This is a genomic window from Pseudomonas taiwanensis, assembly GCF_013393345.1.
In the GTDB taxonomy this organism is placed as follows: domain Bacteria; phylum Pseudomonadota; class Gammaproteobacteria; order Pseudomonadales; family Pseudomonadaceae; genus Metapseudomonas; species Metapseudomonas resinovorans_C.
In genome coordinates this window covers 83268-105884 of sequence record NZ_QJRF01000064.1, presented here as the reverse complement: position 1 = coordinate 105884, position 22617 = coordinate 83268, and the positions used below count along the sequence as shown (strand labels likewise).

At 64.9% G+C, this 22617-nt stretch carries 23 protein-coding genes; 5 read left to right on the top strand and 18 right to left on the bottom strand.

What is annotated here, in order from left to right; all coding sequences use genetic code 11:
- Window positions 1-70: 70 nt before the first annotated feature.
- From DM872_RS17465 to ccmA, 7 genes are all read right to left on the bottom strand, one after another.
- The gene (locus DM872_RS17465) at window positions 71-610 is read right to left on the bottom strand and encodes a DsbE family thiol:disulfide interchange protein (protein ID WP_179060651.1); all 540 of its coding nucleotides are present in this window, start codon (window positions 608-610) and stop codon (window positions 71-73) included.
- Window positions 607-2580 carry a heme lyase CcmF/NrfE family subunit gene (locus DM872_RS17460; RefSeq protein ID WP_179060650.1) on the bottom strand — a complete coding sequence of 658 codons (1974 nt, stop codon included), beginning with the start codon at window positions 2578-2580 and terminating at the stop codon, window positions 607-609. Before DM872_RS17460 ends, DM872_RS17465 begins: the two co-directional genes overlap by 4 nt.
- Window positions 2581-2584: 4 nt before the next feature.
- Complete coding sequence (gene ccmE / locus DM872_RS17455; RefSeq protein WP_179060649.1) at window positions 2585-3031, bottom strand: cytochrome c maturation protein CcmE; 447 nt, start codon at window positions 3029-3031, stop codon at window positions 2585-2587.
- Complete coding sequence (gene ccmD / locus DM872_RS17450) at window positions 3028-3204, bottom strand: heme exporter protein CcmD (RefSeq protein ID WP_120649971.1); 177 nt, start codon at window positions 3202-3204, stop codon at window positions 3028-3030. Before ccmD ends, ccmE begins: the two co-directional genes overlap by 4 nt.
- Window positions 3204-3956: a heme ABC transporter permease gene (locus DM872_RS17445; protein WP_179060648.1), complete on the bottom strand. Its 753-nt coding sequence runs from the start codon at window positions 3954-3956 to the stop codon at window positions 3204-3206. Before DM872_RS17445 ends, ccmD begins: the two co-directional genes overlap by 1 nt.
- A 72-nt stretch (window positions 3957-4028) precedes the next feature.
- Complete coding sequence (gene ccmB, locus DM872_RS17440; RefSeq protein WP_028626578.1) at window positions 4029-4700, bottom strand: heme exporter protein CcmB; 672 nt, start codon at window positions 4698-4700, stop codon at window positions 4029-4031.
- The gene (ccmA, locus tag DM872_RS17435; protein WP_179060647.1) at window positions 4697-5332 is read right to left on the bottom strand and encodes a cytochrome c biogenesis heme-transporting ATPase CcmA; all 636 of its coding nucleotides are present in this window, start codon (window positions 5330-5332) and stop codon (window positions 4697-4699) included. Before ccmA ends, ccmB begins: the two co-directional genes overlap by 4 nt.
- 151 nt (window positions 5333-5483) lie before the next feature.
- Here ccmA and fliK point away from each other — a divergent pair, with 151 nt between their 5' ends.
- Window positions 5484-7022, top strand: coding sequence for a flagellar hook-length control protein FliK (gene fliK, locus DM872_RS17430; protein ID WP_179060646.1), 1539 nt, complete (start codon window positions 5484-5486; stop codon window positions 7020-7022).
- Window positions 7023-7143: 121 nt separating this feature from the next.
- Window positions 7144-7473: an EscU/YscU/HrcU family type III secretion system export apparatus switch protein gene (locus DM872_RS17425; RefSeq protein WP_179060645.1), complete on the top strand. Its 330-nt coding sequence runs from the start codon at window positions 7144-7146 to the stop codon at window positions 7471-7473.
- On the opposite strand, the gene DM872_RS17420 is transcribed toward DM872_RS17425, so the two are convergent.
- Complete coding sequence (locus tag DM872_RS17420; protein WP_077521955.1) at window positions 7454-7891, bottom strand: rhodanese-like domain-containing protein; 438 nt, start codon at window positions 7889-7891, stop codon at window positions 7454-7456. The genes DM872_RS17425 and DM872_RS17420 overlap by 20 nt on opposite strands.
- Window positions 7892-8246: 355 nt before the next feature.
- Here DM872_RS17420 and DM872_RS17415 point away from each other — a divergent pair, with 355 nt between their 5' ends.
- The 3 genes from DM872_RS17415 to DM872_RS17405 all read left to right on the top strand — a co-directional run bounded on the left by DM872_RS17415 (window position 8247) and on the right by DM872_RS17405 (window position 13541).
- A complete protein-coding gene (locus DM872_RS17415; protein ID WP_218649371.1) occupies window positions 8247-10364 on the top strand; it encodes a hypothetical protein in 2118 nt (705 codons plus the stop codon).
- Window positions 10365-10436: 72 nt separating this feature from the next.
- On the top strand, window positions 10437-10736 hold the full coding sequence (locus DM872_RS17410; RefSeq protein ID WP_179060644.1) for a hypothetical protein: 300 nt from the start codon (window positions 10437-10439) through the stop codon (window positions 10734-10736).
- A 33-nt stretch (window positions 10737-10769) separates the two neighbouring features.
- The gene (locus tag DM872_RS17405) at window positions 10770-13541 is read left to right on the top strand and encodes an HAD family hydrolase (protein WP_179060643.1); all 2772 of its coding nucleotides are present in this window, start codon (window positions 10770-10772) and stop codon (window positions 13539-13541) included.
- A gap of 33 nt (window positions 13542-13574) precedes the next feature.
- On the opposite strand, the gene DM872_RS17400 is transcribed toward DM872_RS17405, so the two are convergent.
- From DM872_RS17400 to DM872_RS17355, 10 genes are all read right to left on the bottom strand, one after another.
- Window positions 13575-13985, bottom strand: a complete 411-nt coding sequence (locus DM872_RS17400) for a DUF2802 domain-containing protein (RefSeq protein ID WP_179060642.1) — start codon at window positions 13983-13985, stop codon at window positions 13575-13577.
- A 1-nt stretch (window position 13986) separates the two neighbouring features.
- Window positions 13987-14466 (bottom strand): chemotaxis protein CheW, encoded by a 480-nt coding sequence (locus DM872_RS17395; protein WP_016493839.1) that lies wholly within the window; start codon window positions 14464-14466, stop codon window positions 13987-13989.
- A gap of 92 nt (window positions 14467-14558) precedes the next feature.
- On the bottom strand, window positions 14559-15404 hold the full coding sequence (locus DM872_RS17390) for a CheW domain-containing protein (protein ID WP_179060641.1): 846 nt from the start codon (window positions 15402-15404) through the stop codon (window positions 14559-14561).
- Window positions 15405-15489: 85 nt separating this feature from the next.
- The gene (locus DM872_RS17385; RefSeq protein ID WP_077521945.1) at window positions 15490-16278 is read right to left on the bottom strand and encodes a ParA family protein; all 789 of its coding nucleotides are present in this window, start codon (window positions 16276-16278) and stop codon (window positions 15490-15492) included.
- A gap of 49 nt (window positions 16279-16327) precedes the next feature.
- Entirely contained in the window at window positions 16328-17215 is an 888-nt protein-coding gene (gene motD / locus DM872_RS17380) for a flagellar motor protein MotD (protein WP_179060640.1), read from the bottom strand.
- A gap of 10 nt (window positions 17216-17225) precedes the next feature.
- The gene (locus DM872_RS17375) at window positions 17226-17966 is read right to left on the bottom strand and encodes a flagellar motor protein (RefSeq protein WP_077521941.1); all 741 of its coding nucleotides are present in this window, start codon (window positions 17964-17966) and stop codon (window positions 17226-17228) included.
- Between the two features lie 16 nt (window positions 17967-17982).
- Window positions 17983-19098 (bottom strand): protein-glutamate methylesterase/protein-glutamine glutaminase, encoded by a 1116-nt coding sequence (locus tag DM872_RS17370; RefSeq protein WP_179060639.1) that lies wholly within the window; start codon window positions 19096-19098, stop codon window positions 17983-17985.
- Between the two features lie 44 nt (window positions 19099-19142).
- Entirely contained in the window at window positions 19143-21374 is a 2232-nt protein-coding gene (locus DM872_RS17365) for a chemotaxis protein CheA (RefSeq protein WP_179060638.1), read from the bottom strand.
- Between the two features lie 14 nt (window positions 21375-21388).
- Complete coding sequence (locus tag DM872_RS17360; RefSeq protein ID WP_179060637.1) at window positions 21389-22177, bottom strand: protein phosphatase CheZ; 789 nt, start codon at window positions 22175-22177, stop codon at window positions 21389-21391.
- A 20-nt stretch (window positions 22178-22197) separates the two neighbouring features.
- On the bottom strand, window positions 22198-22572 hold the full coding sequence (locus DM872_RS17355; protein ID WP_003083073.1) for a chemotaxis response regulator CheY: 375 nt from the start codon (window positions 22570-22572) through the stop codon (window positions 22198-22200).
- Window positions 22573-22617 lie beyond the last annotated feature (45 nt).

Below are 22617 nucleotides of genomic sequence, written 5' to 3'. Positions count from 1 at the left end.
CGCAGTTTACGTGCTGTAAATGAGCATTCTGAGCCGGTTTTCAACGCAGCATGATCGAGCGCAGTAGTGTTCATGGTGCCTGCTCCTCGTCCACCAGGGACTGGTACAGCGGGGCCAGTTGTTCGCGCCAGACCACTTCGTCGATCACGCCGACGAACTTGTGGCGAATGATGCCGTCCTTGTCGATCAGGAAGGTTTCCGGCGCGCCGTAGACGCCCAGGTCCAGGCCGAGGCTGCCCTGCTCGTCGCGGATGTCCAGCTGATAGGGGTTGTGGAACTCCTTCAGCCATTTCAGCGCGGCGGCATTGTCATCCTTGTAGTTGACGCCGTAGATGGTCACGCCCATCTGCGCCAGCTTGTTCAGCACCGGGTGCTCCACGCGGCAGGAGACACACCAGGTGCCCCAGACGTTGACCAGCGCCGGCTTGCCCTTGAGGTCAGCCTCGGTGAGGGTGCGCTCGCCGGTGACGTTGGGTAGCGAGAAGGCCGGGAACGGCTTGCCGATCAGGGCCGAGGGCAGCTCGGCCGGATCGAGGAACAGTCCGCGGTACAGGAACAGCGCGATGGCGAGGAAGCCCAGCAGGGGCAGGACGAGGATCAAACGCTTCATGCTTGGGCTCCAGCCATGCCCAACGCCTCACGGACGCGGGTCTTCACTTTCACGCGGTAGCGACGATCGAAGGCTGCCAGCAGGCCGCCCAGGCCCATCAGCAAGCCGCCCAGCCAGATCCAGCGGACGAAGGGTTTGACGTGTACGCGTACGGCCCAGGCGCCATTGTCCAGGGGTTCGCCGAGCGCGACGTAGAGGTCGCGGGTAAACCCGGCGTCAATGCCGGCTTCGGTCATCACGGACTGCTGCACGGTGTACAGACGCTTCTCCGGATGCAGCACCGAAACCTGTTTCTCGCCCTCGTAGACGATCACGGTGCCCTTGTCGGAGGTGAAGTTCGGACCTTCATGGTGCGCCGCGCCCTCGAAGAGGAAGCGATAGCCGCCCAGCTCCACCGATTCGCCAGGCGCCAGGCGCAGGTCACGCTCGGCGCTGTACTGGCTGGAGAGCACGACGCCCAGGGCACAGACTGCGATACCGGCGTGGGCCAGTTGCATGCCCCAGTAGCTACGGGTCAGGCCAGCGGCACCTTTGAGCAGGCCCTTGTGGCGGGTCTTGTCGATCAAATCCCGGACGCCGGCCAGCACGACCCAGGCAGACAACGCGCCCACGGCCAGCACCGCCCAGTGGAAGTCACCATAGAAGAAGGCTGCCAGCACACCCAGCAGCAAGCTGCCGATCAGCACCGGGCCGAGCATGCCCAGCAGCCATTTCACCGGGGTGTCCTTCCAGCGCACCAGCACGCCGACGGCCAGGGCCAGCATGACGAGGCCCATCAACGGCACGAACAGGGCATTGAAGTACGGCGGGCCCACCGACAGCTTGGCGCCGGACAGGGCGTCCAGTACCAGCGGGTAGAGGGTGCCGAGCAGGATCATCGAGGCCGCCACCACCAGCACCAGGTTGTTCACCAGCAGCAGGGTCTCGCGAGACCAGAGGGCGAAGCCCACCTGGCTCTTCACCACGGGAGCACGCACCGCGAACAACGCCAGTGAACCGCCCACGACCAACAGCAGGAATGCCAGGATGAACACGCCGCGCTCCGGGTCGGAGGCAAAGGCGTGTACCGAGGTGAGCACACCGGAACGGACCAGGAAGGTGCCCAGCAGGCTGAGGGAGAACGCCGCGATGGCCAGCAGCACGGTCCAGCTCTTGAACACGCCGCGTTTCTCGGTCACCGCCAGGGAGTGAATCAGCGCGGTCCCCACCAGCCAGGGCATGAAGGATGCGTTTTCCACCGGGTCCCAGAACCACCAGCCGCCCCAGCCCAACTCGTAGTAGGCCCACCAGGAGCCGAGCACGATACCCACGCCGAGGAAGGCCCAGGCAATGATGGTCCACGGCCGCGACCAGCGCGCCCAGGCAGCGTCCAGGCGACCGCCGAGCAGTGCGGCGATGGCGAAGGCGAAAGCCACCGAGAAACCGACGTAGCCCATGTAGAGCATCGGCGGGTGAACGATCAGGCCGAAGTCCTGCAGCAGCGGGTTGAGGTCATTGCCGTCGGCCGGCATGTTCGGCAGCAGGCGATTGAACGGGTTGGAGGTGACAATCAGGAACAGCAGGAAGCCGATGCTGATCATCCCCATCACGGCCAGCACACGGGCCAGCATTATTTCCGGCAGTTGCCGGGAGAAGATCGACACGGCGAAGGTCCAGCCGCCGAGGATCAGCGCCCACAGCAGCAGCGAACCTTCGTGGGCACCCCAGACGGCGCTGAACTTGAAGTACCAGGGCAGTGCACTGTTGGAGTTGCTGGCGACATAGGCGACGGAGAAGTCGTCCACCATGAACGCGTAGGTCAGGCAGCCGAAGGCGAAGGCCAGGAACGCGAACTGTCCCCAGGCGGCCGGCTGCGCCAGGCTCATCCACTGGCGGTCACCGCGCCAGGCGCCTATCAGCGGCAGCGTTGCCTGCACGAGCGCCATGCACAGGGCAAGAATCAGGGCCAGATGGCCGAGTTCGGGTATCATCAGATCAGCCCTCCTTCTTCGGAAGTTGGCCACTTTCCTTGAGGGCCTTGGTCACTTCCGGCGGCATGTAGTTTTCGTCGTGCTTGGCCAGCACTTCGTCAGCCACCAGCACGCCATCGCCATTCAGCTTGCCGAGGGCGACGATGCCCTGCCCTTCGCGGAACAGGTCGGGAAGGATGCCGTGGTAGCGAATGGTCACGCTCTTGGCGAAGTCGGTGACGACGAACTGCACGTCGAGGGAGTCGCCACTGCGTTGCACCGAGCCCTTCTCCACCATGCCGCCAGCGCGGATGCGGGTGTCTTGCGGAGCCTCGCCGTTGGCGATCTGGGTGGGGGTGTAGAACAGGTTGATGTTCTGTTGCAGCGCGGAAAGCGCCAGCGCCACGGCAATGCCCACGCCCGCCAGGATGGCAAGGATGATGAACAGGCGCTTCTTGCGAACCGGATTCACTTCGACTCCTCCCGGCGCAAACGGCGCGCCTCGTCTTGCAGGTAACGGCGCCGCGCAATCAGCGGCATGGCGACGTTGATGGCCAGTACCACCAGGCTGATGCCGTAAGCGGTCCAGACATAAAGGCCATGGTTACCCATGGCGAGAAACTCGGTGAAGGAAGAAAAACTCATCAGACCTTACCCACTTGTGCCTGAATCTCGGCCTTGGCCCAACTGGCGCGGGATTCGCGCCGGAGCACTTCCAGGCGCATGCGCATCAGCATCACGGCGCCGAAGAAGCAGTAGAAGCCGAGCACCATGATCAGCAGCGGCACCCACATTTCTGCGGGCATGGCTGGTTTCTCGGTGATCTTGAAGGTGGCCGGCTGGTGCAGGGTGTTCCACCACTCCACCGAGTACTTGATGATCGGGATGTTGATCACCCCGACGATGGCCAGCACCGCGCAGGCCTTGGCGGCGCTGTCACGATTGCTGATCGCCTGGCCGAGGGCAATCACACCGAAGTACAGGAAAAGGAGGATGAGCATCGACGTCAGTCGAGCATCCCACACCCACCACGCGCCCCAGGTCGGCTTGCCCCAGATGGCGCCGGTCACCAGGGCCACGAAGGTCATCCAGGCGCCAATCGGCGCGGCGGCCTGCAGGGCGACGTCGGCGATTTTCATCTTCCACACCAGGCCGACCACCCCGCAGACGGCGAGCATGATGTAGCAGGACTGGGCCAGGAAAGCCGCCGGCACGTGGATATAGATGATGCGGAAGCTGTTGCCCTGCTGGTAGTCCGGCGGCGCGAAGGCCAGCCCCCAGACCAGGCCGACAGCGATCAGGATCACCGCGCCCCAGGCGAGCCAGGGCAGCCAGCGCCCGCTGATCTCGTAGAACCATTTCGGCGAGCCAAGCTTATGGAACCAGGTCCAGTTCATCGGGACCACCCGCTCGGCGCTTGAGCCTGTTCGGACATCGACAGCTTTCTCATGGTCAGGCAACTCTGTTTCTTATTCACCGACGCTGATGGTCAGGCCGGCGGCAATGGCAAAGGGTGTCAGGGTCACCGCCAGGGCGGTGAGGCTCGCCAGCCACAACAGGTGGCCAACGGTCGGCAATCCTTGCAGCGCCGCCTGCAATGCCCCGCTGCCGAGAATCAGCACCGGGATGTAGAGCGGCAGGATCAGCAGCGCCAGCAGCAGGCCGCCGCGCTTGAGCCCTACGGTCAGTGCAGCGCCAACGGCGCCCAACAGGCTCAAGACCGGGGTACCGAGCAGCAGCGAGAGCAACAGCACCGGCAGACAACGCGCAGGCAAACCGAGCATCAGCGCCAGCAGCGGCGCCAGCAGGACGAGGGCCAATCCGGAAAAAAGCCAGTGTGCCAGCACCTTGGCCAGGACAAGAAGCGGCAGGGGGTGCGGCGAAACGACCCACTGTTCGAGGGAGCCGTCTTCGAAATCACTGCGGAAAAGCCCGTCCAGCGAGAGCAGCACGGCCAACAGGGCCGCTACCCAGACCAGGCCGGGAGAAAGGCTTTGCAACAATTGGGTCTCAGGGCCAACGGCCAGCGGGAACAATGCGACCACTATGGCGAAGAACACCAGCGGGTTGGCCAATTCCGCCGGACGGCGTACCAGCAGGCGGGCTTCGCGGGCGACCAGCAGGGTGAAGACGTTACTCATGCGCGGCGCTGCCCCAGGTCGAGTTCGCGATAACCGGCGGGCACCTGACCCATGGTGTGGTGGGTGGTGAAGACCACCAGGCCGCCCTGATCGCAATGAGCCGCCAGGTGCGCCTCGAGTTGGGCGACGCCCTGCTTGTCGAGGGCGGTGAAGGGTTCGTCGAGAATCCACAGGGGCGGCGCATCCAGGTACAGGCGTGCCAGGGCGACACGGCGTTGCTGGCCGGCGGACAGGGTGTGGCAGGGCACATCTTCGAAACCGCGCAGGCCCACGGCCTCCAGCGCCCGCCAGATGGCATCGCGCTCGGCAGGTTGGTGCAGGGCGCAGAGCCAGCGCAGGTTTTCTTCCGGAGTCAGCAAGCCCTTGATGCCGGCGGCATGACCGATCCACAGCAGGTTGCGCGCCAGTTCGCTGCGCTGGCTGGCCAACGCCTTGCCATTCAGGCGGACTTCCCCCGCGGTGGGCTGCATCAGACCGCAGAGCAGACGCAGCAGGCTGGTCTTGCCGCTGCCATTGGGACCGGCGACCTGGAGCATCTCGCCACGGGACAACTGCAGGTCCAGCCGCTCGAAAAGCAGGCGCCAATCCCGCTCGCAGGCGAGGGCCACGGTCTCGAGATAGGGACTGGTCACGGCATGGGTACCCGGGATGTATTCAAGTCAGGAAGGTGCCGGCCGCTATACTGGAGAACTCCAACGCTCGCGGCCGGCCCGGACGGGGCGGCATTATACATGCCATCTCTCACCCCCGAAGCCAGCTTTTTCGACAGGTTGTAACCCCTTCATGACCGAGATCAGCGGCGCGCGCCCTCTCCCGCCCAGCCAGGCCGTTACCCGCCCTGTGCAGAACGCGGCGGACATGGCGCTCAAACTGCTCCAACCCCTGGACGGATTGCTGAGCGCTGGCGAAAGCGCCGACGCCGAAGTGATCGCCCTCAAGGAAACCGCGCAGAGCTTCCAATTGCTGCTCAAGCTGACCCTGGCCAACGGTACCCAGACCACCCTCGAAGCCAGCAGCACGCGCCCTCTGGCCCAGGGCAGCCTGCTCAACATCACCGCTCTTTCGGATACCCGCCTGGCCATGGCACTGAAAGGCGGCGAACGCGCCCTCGGCAGCCTCGACCTCGAGCTGCTGCCGGTGGGCACCCTGATTCAGGGCAAGGTCCTGTCCAGCGAACTGGCCGCCCAGGGCAAGGCCCAGGCGGCGGTCTATAAAGTGCTGGTCAATGTACTCAACACACCGCTGGCCGGTAGCCAGCTGAGCATCGAAAGCCCGCGCCCGCTGGCCATCGGCAGCCTGCTCAGCGCCCAGGTCCAGGGCAGCCAGATGCTGCAATTCCTGCCTCTGGCCGCACAATTGGACCAGCTCGAACTCACCCAGCAACTGGCGGGGCAACAAAGCCGCCAGGGGTCCCTCGACGCCTTGCTTGGCGCGCTGCAGAACACCGGCCGGGACAACCTCCCGGAAAACCTGCGCGCGGCCATGGACAAACTGCTCGGCGCCCTGCCCGACATCCGCCAGTTGGGCGACCCCAAGGTCCTGGCTGCTGCCCTGGAAAACAGCGGCGCCCTGCTGGAGTCACGACTCCTGGCCGGCCAGGCCGGCTCCCTGCCCCAGGACTTCAAGGCCAACCTGCTGCGCCTGGTCGCCCAGTTGCTGCCAGCCTTGCCCACGCCCGCCAGCCTTCCGACCACCGGCACCAGCAACGCCATGGCCCAGGCCCTGCCGGCTTTCATCCGCAATGCCCTGGGCGCCCTCGGCCAGGCCAATGCCCGCCAACAGGCGCTGAGTTTCCCCCTGCCGTCGCGTCTCGCGCAGGCCGCCGAGGAAGAAGGCGATCTGGAAACCCTGCTCAAACTGGCTGCCGCCGCCGTTTCGCGGCTGCAGACGCACCAACTCTCCAGCCTCGCCCAGACCCAGGTAACGCCCGAAGGCAACCTGCTGACCACCTGGCAGCTCGAAGTGCCGATGCGTAACCAGCAGGAGATCGTCCCGCTGCAGATCAAACTGCAGCAGGAGCAGGAAGGCCGGCAGGAAAAGAACGAGCGCAAGGAAAGCCTCTGGCGTATCGAACTGGCCTTCGACCTGGAGCCTCTCGGCCCCTTGCAGGTGCAGGCGCAACTGGCGCAGGGCAGCCTGTCCAGTCAGCTGTGGGCGGAGCGCGCCGACACCGCCGGATTGATCGGCCGCGAGCTGCCGAACCTGCGTGAGCGCCTGCAGGCGGCAGGCCTCACCGTTGGCGAACTGGCCTGCATCCAGGGCCAGCCACCACGTGGCCACCGCACCACACTCGAACAGCGCTGGGTAGACGAAACCGCATGATTCCAACTCCCTTGCATGCGTTCAGCTTTCTCGGCTGCGCTCACAGCTCCTCTCCGTACTGTTCGTACTGCCTCGTCGCTGCTCGCTTGCCTTCGCACTGCACATTTGCAAGGAAGCCGGAATGAGCAAGAAACCGCGCCAGGCCATTGCCCTCTCCTATGACGGTACAAGCGCTCCCAACCTGACCGCCAAGGGCGACGACGAGCTGGCCGAAGCCATCCTCGCCATTGCCCGCGAATACGAAGTGCCCATCTACGAGAACGCCGATCTGGTGCGTCTGCTGGCCCGGCTGGAACTGGGCGACGCGATCCCCGAGCCGCTCTACCGCACCATCGCCGAGATCATCGCGTTCGCCTGGTACCTGAAGGGCAAATGCCCGGACGGCTTCGACCCTGATGCCAAACGTGACGTCACCCCTGCCCTGCCCCTGCTCAACGCTCCGGATCACTGAGCACCAGGCGCTCACCCGCCAATCCCTTGCCCTGGGGGAAATCCTGCAACTGCCAGGCGAAATAGCCTTCGCGGAAGTAGAAGACCTGCCGATAGCCCCAGCTCACGGCCATCTTCACCGCCTGGGCGCCGTGGGGGCAGACCTCGCTGTCGCAATAGATCACCAGGGGAATCTGGCGTGGCCATTGCGGCTGGGCCAGGTCGCTGAACCGATCGAGCAGGTCGAGGTGCAGGGCGCCATGGATATGGCCCCAGGTCCACTCGCGCGTGGGTCGTATATCGATGAAGATCGCGCCGCGCTCGTACAGGTAACGTGCTTGCAACACATTGACCGTCATTGCGCCCTCTACTTCCATGGGGGCTTCCTGGGCTTGCAGACAGGACACCAGGCATAACAACAGAACTGGAAGTAGACGCATCGCCGGACCTCCCCGGAGAGAAGCCCCGGAATTTCAGCTTAGGCCAGTCCGACCCTCTGGAACCGACCTGCGCGGAACCGCCCGACGACAGGCTAAGAACCCGCCGCGCTAACCCGCCGCCGGACAGCTTCGAAATTGCTGGAACCCGCGTACCAAGCGGGTTTCAGGCGATGAGTGGCGTTTTACAGACGCCGCCTCCGACCCATACTTTTGACGTCATGCGATTGTCGCCGTGCATGACCCGACCTCATCGAAGGAGACAACATCAAGGGCACCGTACCGGAAGTGCAGTCGCTCGCGTGCAAGCTGGATTCCACGGGCAGGGTGCGCCCCTTGTTGAATAGGAGTGTTCAACGTGTCCAACCTGCCAGATCAAAACAACATCCCTCCCATGCCCGACCTGATCCCGCCGACGCAGGAAGACGGTCCCACGCCCTCCCCCACCGCGCTCAACCCCAACCTGCCCCTGGCCATACCGGGCCGCATCATCCTGCCGCCCATCCGCAGCGTGCGTGCCGGCTGCTGGCTACTGAACTACAAGCCGAGCGGTGCGCCGCTGGTGTCCTACGACGGGACTCTGCGCGTGGAGAGCCACAGCGACGGCCGCACCGCCAGCGGCGACCTCTATCAGCGACCGGTGATCTTCCTGCCGATTCCCATCCCCTTGCCCTTCCCGGTCCTCCAGGGGCAGCCGATAGTCACCCAGGACCTGCCACTCAAGCCGATCCTCCTCGCCGGCCCCAATCCCGCCTCGGGCATCCCGATCCTGGCGCGCTCGCGCTACCGCTACTACGTCCGGGTCACTGCGCTGCCCGAGTACTTCTATCTCGGCAACAGCTTCGGCCTCAGCTTCCAGCTGTACCGGTTCACCGCCCCGAACAGCTGGGCGCTGGAGTCCACCCTCACCGCGCAGATGACGCGGATGACCGCACCCGCCGGCTACCCATCGTCCTCCGACTACGCCGAAGGCGATGTGAAGAACGCCGCCAACACAGTGGTCGGACGCCTCACCATGGGCTGGCTATCGGCCTACTTCCGCCGCTGCAGTGTCGAGATCGACACGGTGTCTGGCTCCGAACGCCCTACCAACAGCGGTATTGGCCACACCTGGGCGACCGTGATGGACGCCGTCGGCTGGCAGACCGCGGTGAACCTCAGCGATACCAATGTCGCCGAACCCTCGGGCAATTCGTGGTCCGATGCCGAGATGCACGCGGCGATGCTGGCGCGCCGTGCGGTAGTGAACCTCGACAGCGAATGGCGCTACCACATCCTCGCGGTGAAGAACATCGACTCCACGCCGCGCGGGATCATGTATGACGCCAGCGGAACCGACTCCAACAACGTTCCCCGCGAAGGTATCGGCATCGCCTCGCACTGGACCATCGATGCGGGTTGGGGCACGGTCAGCGGCCAGCGTTTCGGCACGGCGGCGGCTCCGTACTTCCGCACTGCGGTCCATGAACTGGGGCACGCCATGGGCCTCTACCACAACTTTGCCGACCACGGTTTCATGTGCACCAGCGATGTCATCGCTTCCGCCGGTACACCTGCGACGCCGTTCCCCAGCAACATCCAGTGGTCCTTCAACCCGGACAATCTCAAGCAGTTGCGTCACTACCCCGATCCCTTCGTGCGCCCGGGCTCGGTGGCCTTCGGTGGTGCGTCCACCAGTACCCCGAGCATCACCCCGACCGACCTCGAAGCCGAAGTCTTCGGGCTGGCCGTGGAGGTCGCACCGCTACTCGGCGAAGTGCCGCTGGGAGCCCCGGTACGCGTCGGCGTAGCCCTGGTCAACCAGGGCGACCAGCCGGTCCGGGTGCCGGCGACCCTGAGCCTGAAGAGCGACTTCGTCAGCGGCACCGTCACCGATCCGGCCGGTAGCGTGCGCAGCTTCCGGACGCTGGTGCACTGCATCGAGGATCGTCCGTTCCGGGTACTCCAGCCCGGCGAGCGCCTCGAAGACTCCATGACCCTGCTGCGGGGGGCCGAGGGCGCGCTCTTCGGCGTGCCCGGCATCCATGAAGTCCGGGTCGAAGTGCACTGGGAAATCGACGGAATGGTTGCCCACGCGGCCGGTAGCTCGACCGTGATGGTCACCGCAGCGGTGGATGCCCGTCATGCCGAAGCGGCGCACAAGGTGCTCGTCACACCCGACCTGCACCTCGTGCTGGCCCTGGGCGGCGACCATCTGGGCGACGGCCTGGATGCACTGGATGCGGCGCTCGACTCGGCGGTACTGCGGCCGCACTTCGCCGCTGTCGCAGCCAAGCGCCTGGCGCGTCGCTTCCTCAAGCGCAAGCCTGACGTCAAGGCTGCGGTGGCCTTGCTCGAACAGGATGCCGTGATGAGCGACGCCGAGCGCAGCAAGCTGGCTGCGCTGATCGACGACGCTGGCGGTGCGGCCACCAAGGACCTGGCCAAGGCACTCAAGGGCAAGTCCAAGTCGACCACGCTGGTACGCGCCAAGTAACGCGCTGCAGAAAGGTGGAGCGCCGGCCCCGGCCGGCGCTCCACCTGAGTGATTTGCCAAGGAGCCACGACAATGACGAAAGCGGACCTGCGACTGGTCGGCCAGTGGCACAGGAGTTCGGCGGCCGCCGATGCAACCGGCTATGCCGGCTACCTGCGCTTCGCAGCCGACGGACTCTATGCCGGCCAGGCTGATCCTCCCGGCGCCTTCACCTGGTGGGACGGCGGCACCTGGGCAACCCGGGCGCCGGGGCAGCTCGCGCTTTCCACCGCCAACGACGCCATCGTCACCTACAGCTACGAACTGGATAGCGACACCCTCACCATCACCGATGCCACGGGCAACGCGGTCACCTATCGCCGCGTCGACTGATTCGTCGGTCTGAATCATTGCCAGGAGGGCGATATGCCAGGCCCCTACCCCACCACGATCTTCTTCGATCTGGGCGACACGCTGGTCACCACCGTGGGCGGCGTGCGCCAGCGCTACGCCGACACCCTCGACTGCCTGCAGATCCTCAAGGCGCGCGGCTACCGCCTGGGCCTTTTGAGCAACCAGGCGGCCGGCACCACAGTCGCGGCCGTCCAGACGCAACTCGACCAATTGCACCTGGGCCGATACATCGAACCCGGCCTCATCACTCTGTCCACCGAGATCCCCGGCAATGTCGGCAAACCGGCACAACCCGTCTTCGACCTGGCCCGGCAAAAGGCGAAGCATGACGCCGCCAGTGAGCGCGCGATCTTCATCAGTGAATCCGCGCCAGACGTGCTCGCCGCACGTGGCTATGGATGGCGCGCGATACTCAAGCGCAATGGCAGCGCCTGTATTCCCGGCGACGGCGAATGTGCCACCGGCCTTGCCGGACTGCTGCACCTGCTGCCGTCCCTGGCTGATACCTCAGGCACCAACCTCGACCTGGCGCCACCGCCCCGCCTCGTGGATGGGTTCTGGGCCGTGCCGGTGGACATCGCCCGAATCGAGGCTGCGCTCACTTTTGACGCGGCAACCCAACAGGCCAGCGGCGACGCCACCTTCGAATTCCGCTTGGGCGTCAATGCCGGCTGCCCCATCTTCGATCTGCGCCAGACGCCCACAAGCGCCTGGCTGGACGGCGCCCCCCTTCCACTCGCCGACGTGGCCGCACACGATTTCGGCGGCGGCGCCAACGCCAGCCTGCGCGTGCTCGCCCGCGTGCTGGAGGCCGGCAGCACCCACAGCCTGCGCCTGACCTACACGGTCGGCATGCCACAAGCGTCGACTGCGGGTTCCTACGCGCCGCAGATCACCTGGAGCGCGGGTCCCCGGCTGGTGTTCAACTTCGGCTTCACCGACCTCGGCGCAGGACGCTACCTCGAAGCATTCGTCCCGGCGAACCTGATCTACGACCAATTCGAACTGCTGCTCGACCTGCAGCTCCTGAACACGCCAGTCGCCCACACGCCCATCAGCAACGGTACGGTCAGCGCCCTCGGCAGCAATCACTGGAGCATCGCCTTTCCGGCACGCAGCACGGCCTTCTCGCCATTGCTGGAACTGCGCCCGAGCGACAGCCTGCAGAGCGCCACGGTCAATACCGTGCTGCCAATCTCGGGCAGCGCCGTGGCGGTGACGGCCTGGAAGCTCGCCGGCAGCGCGGTGAACGTCGCCACCCAGGCCAGTTCCATTGCCGGATTCCTCGCAGACAACGAGAACAGCTCCGGGCGCTACCTGCATGGAGGACGCTTCACCGCCTTCATCCACCAGGGCGGAATGGAGTACGACGGCGGCACCACCAGCGGCACCGGTGCGTTGCGCCACGAGGCATTCCACAGCTGGTGGGCGCGCGGCCTGAAGCCGGCGAGCCAGCCCGATGCCTGGTTCGACGAGGCCTGGACCGTCTACCACGGCAATGGAGCCGGGGGTGTTCAGCCCTTCGACTTCAGTGCGCCTGCCCTGGCCCTGTGTCCGCGCAATCCCTGGGTGCGGGTCACCCATCTCGATGCCTATGGCGCCGGCGAACGACTCTGGAAAGGCATCGCGGCGCTGACCGGGGCGACACCCCTGCGCGACCAGATGCGCGCTTTCTACCTGGCTCGTCACGCCCGCCCGGTGCGCAGCGAGGACCTCGAATGCCACCTGCTGGCGAGCACGGGGCAGCCCGATTGCGTAGATGCATTCCATCGCTTCGTCTATGGCTTCGCCGACCCATCGCCCGTGCCGGACCTCTGGCTGCGAGACGACGCTGCCGACCCCGGCGGAAACGATTGGCCCGGCCGCTTCTGGGACTCGCCCGATCTCTGGATACGCAATCGTGACGACGATGGACTGGAGCACCAGAACCTGGAGTACGGCCAGGACAACTGGATCCACGCCCGTGTGCGCAATCGCAGTGCCACAGCGATCGCGCGCCATCTGGTCGTCAGCTTCAACATCAAGCAGTACGCCGGCAGCCAGTTCACCTACCCCGCCGACTTCCTGCCCGCCGTGACGGCGGCCGCAGCGTTCGATCTGGGGCCCGGGGAAAGCCGTATCCTCAAGGCACGCTTGCCCCGCGCGGCGATTCCTCCCGTCGGCAGCCATCCCTGCCTGCTGGCCAGCGTCTTCACCCGCTTCGATCGGCCACAGGCCGGGCGTCACGTCTGGGAACAGAACAACCTGGCGCAGAAGAACCTGACGGTGGTCGACCTGGCGCCGAACGCCTGGATCGTGTTGCCGCTGCTGGCCATCAACCTGCGGCCGCGACGCGCGCTGACCGTGCAGCTTGAACTGGTGCGGCCAAAGGGCCTGGAAGGCCTGGCGGCAAGCCTGATTCTGGATAAACGCGCCCTCGCGACCGGATTACGGAGCAACGCCCTGGCACTGCCCACGCCTCCTCGATTGCAGGACTCCACGCGCCTGGATTGCTCCTGCGCTGAGCGCGGCGACGGAGCGCACTCAAACCCGGCAGTGCTCACCAGCCATGCAGCGGAGCGGCTGGCCGAGCAATTTCCGGGAGCATTGGAGCTGCCCTGGACACAGGGTGAACGCGCGCAAATACCCGTCCTGCTGCGACCCTCGGAGGCGCTGCGTGTCGGCCTGCGCATCCAGGTGCCGAGTGCGGCGAAGCGCGGTTCGCGTTTCACCATCGATCTGCTGCAGCGGGAGAATGGCAAGCCGGTAGGTGGCGTGGCGCTGGAGGTACGGGTGAGCCGGTAACCGGCTGGGGGGAATGAGTCCGGAGCGGCGAACTCAGTCGTGATCCTTGCGGGCCTGGTGAAGCTTGCTCACCAGTTCCGCTTCGGCCTTGGTCAGGCCGCAGGAATGGGTGAGGTCGTCGACGGTGGCGCCGAGGCCGACCAGTCGCGCCGCCTGGGAGAAGGACAGGCTGGTGGGATCACGCTGCTCCATGCGGCTCAGCTTGTCCGGTAGGGGCGCGACCACGCGGCGAAGCTCCTGGAGGTCTTCGCCCATGCGTACGCTGCCCTCGAAATAGGCTTCGAGGCGGCGCCCCAGCTCCTTGAGCTTCTGGTCGCGCACTGCGTCACGCTTGGCTTGCGCCTCCACTTCCTGGCGCAGGCGCTTGGCCAGCCAGTAGCACGTCCAGCCCAGGCCGATGCAGGCCAGGGCCAGGACCACCGCGAGCAGCGCAATCCAGATCAACTCAGATGCTCTCCAGCTCGGACCACTCTTCCTCGCTCATCATCTTGTCCAGCTCGACGAGGATCAGCAGTTCGCCGTTCTTGTTGCAGACGCCCTGGATGAACTTGGCGGATTCGTCGTTACCGACGTTGGGTGCAGTCTCGATCTCCGACTGCCGCAGGTAGACGACCTCGGCCACGCTGTCGACGAGGATGCCCACCACCTGCTTGTCCGCTTCGATGATGACGATACGGGTGTTGTCGGTCACCGGCGCCGGGCCGAGGCCGAAACGCTGGCGGGTGTCGATCACCGTCACCACATTGCCACGCAGGTTGATGATGCCCAGCACGTAGCTCGGCGCCCCCGGCACCGGCGCGATTTCGGTGTAGCGCAGGACTTCCTGCACCTGCATGACGTTGATGCCATAGGTTTCATTGTCCAGGCGGAAAGTCACCCATTGCAGGATGGGATCTTCGGCACCTTGAGCGGACGATTTCTTCATATTCCCTAGCCTCTCTTGAGCCACCCTGGGCGGCATTCGCGGGTTGACCCGCTGTTGTGTTCATGGCGCTCCGTACGGCACGGAGCCACTTCTCAATTCAGCGTCATGTGCTTGATGGCGCCGCTGGCGATCAGCTCGGCGAGGGCCGAGACGTCCAGCAGCGCACACATGTGTTCGATCACGGTACCGGCCAACCAGGGCCGCTGGCTACGCTGGCTGCGCCATTTGATTTCGTTCGGGTCCAGGCGGATGGAGCGGCTGACCTGATGAACCGCCAGCCCCCACTCATAGCCCTGCACCGAAATCACGTACTGCAGCCCCTCGCGGAAATCGTCGCGGTAGCGTTCGGGCATGACCCAGCGCGCGGTATCCAGCACCTTCAGGTTCCCCGCCTGGCACGGCAGTATGCCGAGGAACCAGTCCGGCTGCCCGAACAACGGGGTCAGCTCCTGCCCGGCCAGCGGGTAGATGGAGCCAAGGGACACCAACGGAACGGCCAGCGTCAGGCCGGCAACATCGAACAGCAGGCACTCGAAGGGTTCCTCGCCCCATGCAGGACGCCCTCCGGCGACGAGCGCGGGAACATCGGACTGGAGCGTGCCCGGCATACCGAGCTCCACCAGCGGTTCAACGCGCGCCAGCACGGGCTCCGACTCGGCCTCGACCGCAGCCGGCATGAAGGCTTCGGGCTCCAGGACCAGCAGCGGCTCGACTTCCGGCTCGGATACAACCAGGACCGGAGCCGCCACGGGCTCGGGCGCAGCTTCCAGCACCTGAGTCAGGCGAGCATCACGTACCTGCTCTTCCAGCACCGCGGCTTCGAACTCTTCCCGGCTGATGCTTTCGGCCAGCTCGACCGAAGCCTCATGCAGCAGCGCATCCAGGTAAGACTGCAGGGCCAGTTGCGGGCGGGTGGCGGTGGCGAGGGGACGACTCATGTTGGAAACCCACGGGATTGATCTGTAGAGCCTATCGGCAGGCGGCGCACTTCACTTGAGTTCCAGCGGTCGACATTGCAACGCATCAGGCCACCTGGGCGGCCAGTTGCTGGTTGAGCAGGTGCTTGAGCAACGCCCGGTAGGCGATCACGCCCCGGCTGTTGCCATCGTACTGCGACGGTGTGACGCCGGCGCGGCTGGCATCCCGCAGACGGGTATCCACCGGAATGTAAGCCTGCCAGAGGGTTTCCGGGTAGTTGTTGCGCAGCACTTTGAGGGTATTGAGCGATGCCTGGGTGCGGCGGTCGAACAGCGTCGGCACGATGGTGTAGGGCAGCGCCTGCTTGCGCGAGCGGTTGACCATGGAGAGCGTGCTGACCATGCGCTCCAGCCCCTTCACCGCAAGGAACTCGGTCTGCACCGGGATCACCAACTGCTGGCTGGCCGCCAGAGCGTTGACCATCAGCACGCCGAGCAGCGGCGGGCTGTCGATGATGGCGTGGTCGAACTGCTGCCAGAGTTGCGCCAGGCTCTTGGCGATCACCAGGCCGAGGCCATTCTGCCCGGGCGACTGGCGCTCGAGGGTCGCAAGCGCCGTGCTGGATGGCAGCAGGGAAATGCGTTCGTGGCTGGTCTGCAGCAGCAGCTCGCGCGGCAGACCGTCGGGTACGCCCCCCTGGTTCAGGAACAGGTCGAAGCAGCTGTGTTCCAGCGTGTCCGGGTCATGCCCGAAATAGCTGGTCATCGACCCGTGGGGGTCGAGGTCAACCACCACGACACGCTTGCCGGCATCAGCCAGCAGGCCCGCCAGGGCGATGGATGTGGTGGTCTTGCCGACTCCACCTTTTTGGTTGGCTACTGCCCAGACTCTCATCTTCTTCATCCTCCCGGCTGCGCTGATGCACCGAGACTCTCAACCTGCCCTAGGGAGCAGGTGACGGGGAATTGACGGCACCCGCTGCCGGGGCCTGTGCTGGGGCTGCTGGTGCAGGTTGCGTGCCAGCCCTCTGCAGTGCGGCATCCGGCTTGGCATTGGCGCTACCGACGCCGCTGACACTACGGCGCACATCGAGGTTTCGGGAAATCACCAGCACCACGCGCCGATTGCGCGCCCGCCCTTCAGCCGTAGCGTTATCCGCGACTGGCTGGAACTCGCCATAGCCCACCGCTGCCAGCCGGCGCGGTGCCAGTCCGTCCATGGCGAGCATGCGCACGATGCTGGCGGCGCGCGCCGTGGACAGCTCCCAGTTGGACGGGAACTGCGAGGTGGCGATGGGCAGGTTGTCGGTGAAACCTTCGACGTGTACCGGGTTGTCGTAGGGCGCCAGAATCCTGGCAACCTTCTCGATCAGGGTGAAGGCGACGTCATTAGGGACGGCATCGCCGCTGGGGAACAGCAGGCTGGAGTTCATCTCGATCTCCACCCAGAGTTCGTTGCCGCGCACGTTCAGCTGTTCGGACTTGATCAGGTCGCCGAAGGCATCGCGCACGCTCTGGGCGATCTCCTGCAGCGGATCGGCACCCGGATCGTCGATGGAGGTCTGGCTGCGCTCGCTCTCCTCCACCATGCTGCGGTCGGGTTCGGTGGTGCGCGGCTTCTCCTCGCCCACCGGAATCGGCTTGATCGAACGGTCCGGCTGGTTGAACACGCCAACCAGGGTTTCCGACAGGATCTTGTACTTGCCTTCGTTGATCGAGGAGATGGAGTACATCACCACGAAGAAGGCGAACAGCAGGGTGATGAAGTCCGCGTAGGACACCAGCCAGCGTTCGTGATTCTCATGCTCTTCCTGATGCCGCCTGCGCGCCATGCTCCGTTCCTCAATCCATGAAGCCTTGCAGCTTGAGTTCGATCGATCGAGGGTTCTCGCCTTCGGCGATGGAGAGAATGCCTTCCAGCAGCATTTCGCGGTAACGCGATTGGCGTATGGCGATGGATTTCAGCTTGTTGCCGATCGGCAGAAGCAGCAGGTTGGCGAAGCCGACGCCGTAGATGGTGGCGACGAAGGCTACCGCGATGCCGCCCCCCAGCTGGCTGGGATCGGCCAGGTTGCCCATCACGTGGATCAGGCCCATGACGGCACCGATGATGCCGATGGTCGGCGCGTAACCCCCCATGCTCTCGAACACCTTGGCCGCTTGCAGGTCCCGTCCCTCCTGGGTGAAGAGATCGACCTCGAGGATGCTGCGGATGGATTCCGGCTCGGCACCGTCCACCAGCAGTTGCAGGCCCTTGCGAGCGAAGGGATCGGGTTCGCTGTCGGCGACCGGCTCCAGGCCCAGCAGACCCTCCTTGCGCGCGGTCATGCTCCAGTTCACCACGCGGGTGATTCCACCGGCGAGGTCCACCTGGGGTGGGAAGAGAATCCAGCGGAAGATGACCAGCGAACGCTTGAAGATGCTCATGGGCGTCTGCAGGAATGCCGCGCCCAGGGTGCCGCCCAGAACGATGAGCGCCGCGGGTCCATTGAGCAGGGCCGCGGCGTGACCGCCTTCGAGGTAGTTGCCGCCAATGATGGCGACGAAGGCCAGGATTACCCCGATGAGGCTCAGTACATCCATTACCTGGGTATCTCCATCACATGCACGCCTCGACCAGGTGACGGCCGATATCGTCCAGGCCATACACGGCATCGGCCAGATTGGCCTTCACCACCGCCATGGGCATGCCGTAGATCACGCAGCTGGCTTCGTCCTGGGCCCAGACCTGGCTGCCGCCCTGCTTCAGCAGGCGCGCGCCTTCACGGCCATCGGCACCCATGCCGGTCAGCACCACCGCCAGGACCTTGTCATTGTAGGACTTGGCCGCCGAGCCGAAGGTGATGTCCACGCAGGGCTTGTAGTTGAGGCGCTCGTCACCGGGCAGGATGCGGACCACGCCCCGGGTGTCGATCATCATCTGCTTGCCGCCAGGGGCCAACAGTGCCAGGCCGGGACGCAGCACGTCGCCATCCTCGGCTTCCTTGACGGTAATCCGGCAGAGCTTGTCCAGGCGCTCGGCGAAGGCCTTGGTGAAGGCCGCCGGCATGTGCTGGACCAGCACCAGCGGCGCCGGGAAATTGGCCGGCAGTTGGGTGAGCACGCGTTGCAGGGCAACCGGCCCGCCGGTGGAGGTGCCGATCGCCACCAGCCGGTAGGCCTTACGCTTTGGGGCAGCATGAACAGCCGGAGCCGCAGGTGCAGCATGGCTCGGCTGCACCGGGGCATGGGCTGGACGCACCGGCGTGCTGGCAGTCGGGGTCGGCGACGAATGCGTCGTCGCATGCGCCGAGGCGCTGAAGCTGCTGTAGCGGCGGTTGCTCCGCGCGATGCTGTGCACCTTCTCGCAGAGCAGTTGCTTGACCTTTTCGGGGGTGCGCGAGATGTCCTCGAAATTCTTCGGCAGGAAATCCACCGCGCCGGCATCCAGGGCGTCGAGGGTAACGCGGGCACCTTCGTGGGTCAGCGAGGAAAACATCAGGACCGGCGTCGGGCAGCGCTGCATGATGTGCCGCACTGCGGTGATGCCGTCCATCATCGGCATCTCGTAGTCCATGGTGATGACATCGGGCTTGAGCGCCAGCGCCTGGTCAATGGCTTCGCGGCCATTGGTGGCAGTGCCCACCACCTGGATATTGGGGTCGGAAGAAAGGATTTCCGAGACACGGCGGCGGAAGAACCCGGAGTCATCCACCACCAGAACCTTGACTGCCATAAGAAAAAAGCTCCTAGCGGGCGGCCAGTCCTGGCCGCCCCAGATCAACCACGGCGTGCGTAATGCTTGAGCATGCTCGGCACGTCGAGGATCAGTGCGATACGGCCGTCACCGGTGATGGTGGCACCGGACATGCCTGGCGTTCCCTGGAGCATCTTGCCAAGCGGCTTGATCACCACCTCTTCCTGGCCTACCAACTGGTCGACCACGAAGCCGATGCGCTGGGTGCCCACGGAGAGGATCACAACATGGCCCTCCCCTTGCTCCTCGACCGCTGCATCGCGTACCAGCCAGCGCTTGAGATAGAAGAGCGGCAGTGCCTTGTCGCGGACGATCACCACTTCCTGCCCGTCCACCACATTGGTGCGGGACAGGTCGAGGTGGAAGATCTCGTTGACGTTGACCAGCGGGAAGGCGAAGGCCTGGTTGCCCAGCATCACCATCAGCGTCGGCATGATCGCCAGGGTCAGCGGGACCTTGATGACGATCTTCGAGCCCGCGCCTTTCTGCGAGAACACGTTCACCGTGCCGTTGAGCTGGGAGATCTTGGTCTTCACCACATCCATGCCGACGCCGCGGCCGGACACATCGGAAATCTCGGTCTTGGTCGAGAAGCCCGGGGCGAAGATCAGGTTGTAGCACTCCAGTTCGGTCAGGCGTTCGGCGGCATCCTTGTCCAGCAGCCCTTTCTCCACCGCCTTGGCACGCAGCACGGCTGCATCCATGCCCTTGCCGTCGTCGGTGATCATCAGGAGGATGTGGTCGCCTTCCTGTTCGGCAGAGAGGACAACCCGGCCGGTGCGCGGCTTGCCAGCGGCCTCGCGCTCGTCGGGCGATTCGATACCGTGGTCGACGGCGTTGCGAACCAGGTGGACCAGCGGATCGGCCAGGGCCTCCACCAGGTTCTTGTCCAGGTCGGTTTCCTCGCCCACCAGCTCGAGGTTGATTTCCTTCTTCAGGTTTCGCGCCAGGTCACGAACCAGGCGCGGGAAACGGCCGAAGACTTTCTTGATCGGCTGCATCCGCGTTTTCATCACGGCGGTCTGCAGGTCGGCAGTGACCACGTCCAGGTTGGACACGGCCTTGGCCATGGACTCGTCGCCGCTGTTGGAACCCAGGCGTACCAGACGGTTACGCACCAGCACCAGCTCGCCAACCATGTTCATGATTTCGTCGAGGCGCGCGGTATCCACCCGAACGGTGGTTTCCGCTTCGCTGACCACAGCCGGGCCGGCAGCACCATTGCCAGCGGCTGCGGCTGCGGCTGCGGGGGCGGCGGGCTGACGGGGCGCCGGGGCCGGCTCTGCCTTGGCGGCGGGCCTGGCAGCCGGAGCCGGGGCCACAACGGGTGCGGGACGGCTGACAGCGGCAACGGCGACCGGCTCTTCGCTGGCGCCGTTGAACTTGCCCTTGCCGTGCAACTGGTCGAGCAGCGCTTCGAATTCGTCGTCGGTGATGTTCTCACCACCGCCGGCGACCGGGGCGTCCGGCACGGCGGGTGCGGGCGGGACGATAGCTGCCACTTCAGTGGCGCCATTGAACTTGCCCTTGCCATGCAACTGGTCGAGCAGGTCCTCGAACTCGTCGTCGGAGATTTCATCGCCACCGCCAGCGGTGACCAGGGCGCTCACCGGAGCGCTGGCTGCCACGGCGGTTTCCGGCTCCGCTACAGCCACAAACTTGCCTTTGCCGTGCAGTTGGTCGAGCAGTGCTTCGAATTCGTCGTCGGTGATTTCATCGGCATTGGCAGCGACGGGCTCGGCGGCGCCACCGGCGTTATCGCCCAGTGCGTCGAGCAACTGCTCGAACTCGCTGTCGGTGATATCGGTGTTCGCCTGGACGGGAGCCGACTCCGCGATCACCGGAGCAGCGGCCACGGGCTCACCGGCAGGTTCGGCCAGGCGCGACAAGGCAGCCAGCAGTGCCGGAGTTGCGGGCGTCGGTTCACTGCGCTCACGCACTTCGCGGAACATTTCATTCACCGTGTCCAGCGCCTGCAGCACCACGTCCATCAGCTCGGCATCCACGCGGCGTTCGCCCTTGCGCAGGATGTCGAAGACGTTTTCGGCGATATGGCAGCACTCCACCAGAGCGTTGAGCTGGAGGAAGCCAGCGCCACCTTTCACGGTATGGAAACCACGGAAAATCGCGTTGAGCAGGTCCATGTCGTCCGGGCGGCTTTCCAGCTCGACCAGCTGCTCGGACAATTGCTCCAGAATCTCGCCGGCCTCTACCAGGAAGTCCTGGAGGATTTCTTCATCGGCGTCGAAGCTCATAAGCGGAGTGCTCCCTAAAACCCAAGGCTGGATAGCAGATCGTCGACGTCGTCCTGTCCGGACACCACGTCCTCACGTATATCGGCATGGATCTGCGGACCTTCACCCCTGGAAGGATTTTTTTGTTGTTCCAGCTCTGCGCGTAGCGCCGCGTGGTCGTGCTCGATGCCGGCGTAGCGATCGACCTGGCTGGCCATCATCACCAGCTTGACCAGGTTGCTCTCCACTTCGGTGACCAGTTGGGTGACGCGCTTGATCACCTGGCCGGTGAGGTCCTGGTAGTCCTGTGCCAGCAGGATGTCGTTGAGCTTCCCGGACAGCGCATCGGTGTCACGCTGGCTGCGTCCGAGGAACTGCTCGATGCGGCGGGCCAGGTCACGGAATCCGTCCGCGCCGATTTCCCGACGCATGAAGCGGCCCCATTCCTCACCCAGCTGCTGGGCTTCGTCGCTCAGGCCGTTGAGCAGCGGCGCGCTTTCCTCCACCAGGTCCATGGTGCGGTTGGCGGCCTTTTCGGTCATCTGCACCACATAGGAAAGTCGGTCGGTCGCATCGGCGATCTGCGACATCTCCTTGGCATGGGGCAGGTGCGGGTCGATCTGGAAGTTGACGATGGCGTTGTGCAGCTCACGCGTGAGCTTGCCGACTTCCTGGTAGAGGCCGCGATCACGGACGTGATTGAGTTCGTGGATGAGTTGTACGGCGTCGGTGAAGTTGCCTTTTTCGAGGCTGTCCACCAGTTCCCGCGCACGGTCTTTCAGGGTCGACTCGAAGTCTCCCAGCAGGTGTTCTTTCTGGTCCATGGTGCCCTCGCGGCTGACATTCAGCCGTTGACCCGCTCGAAGATCTTCTCGATTTTTTCTTTCAGCACCTGGGCAGTGAAAGGCTTGACCACATAGCCGTTCACACCGGCCTGGGCCGCTTCGATGATCTGGTCGCGCTTGGCCTCGGCAGTCACCATCAGCACCGGCAGGTGTTTCAGGCGCTCATCGGCGCGTACCGCGCGCAGCAGGTCGATACCGGTCATGCCGGGCATGTTCCAGTCGGTCACGAGGAAGTCGAAGTTGCCGCTGTGCAGCATCGGCAGGGCGGTGGTGCCGTCGTCCGCTTCGGCGGTATTGGTGAATCCCAAGTCGCGCAAGAGGTTCTTGATGATGCGTCTCATCGTCGAGAAATCATCAACGATGAGGATTTTCATGTTCTTGTCCAAGTCGACCTCCGTACAGTCTCAAACGCCCCTCTT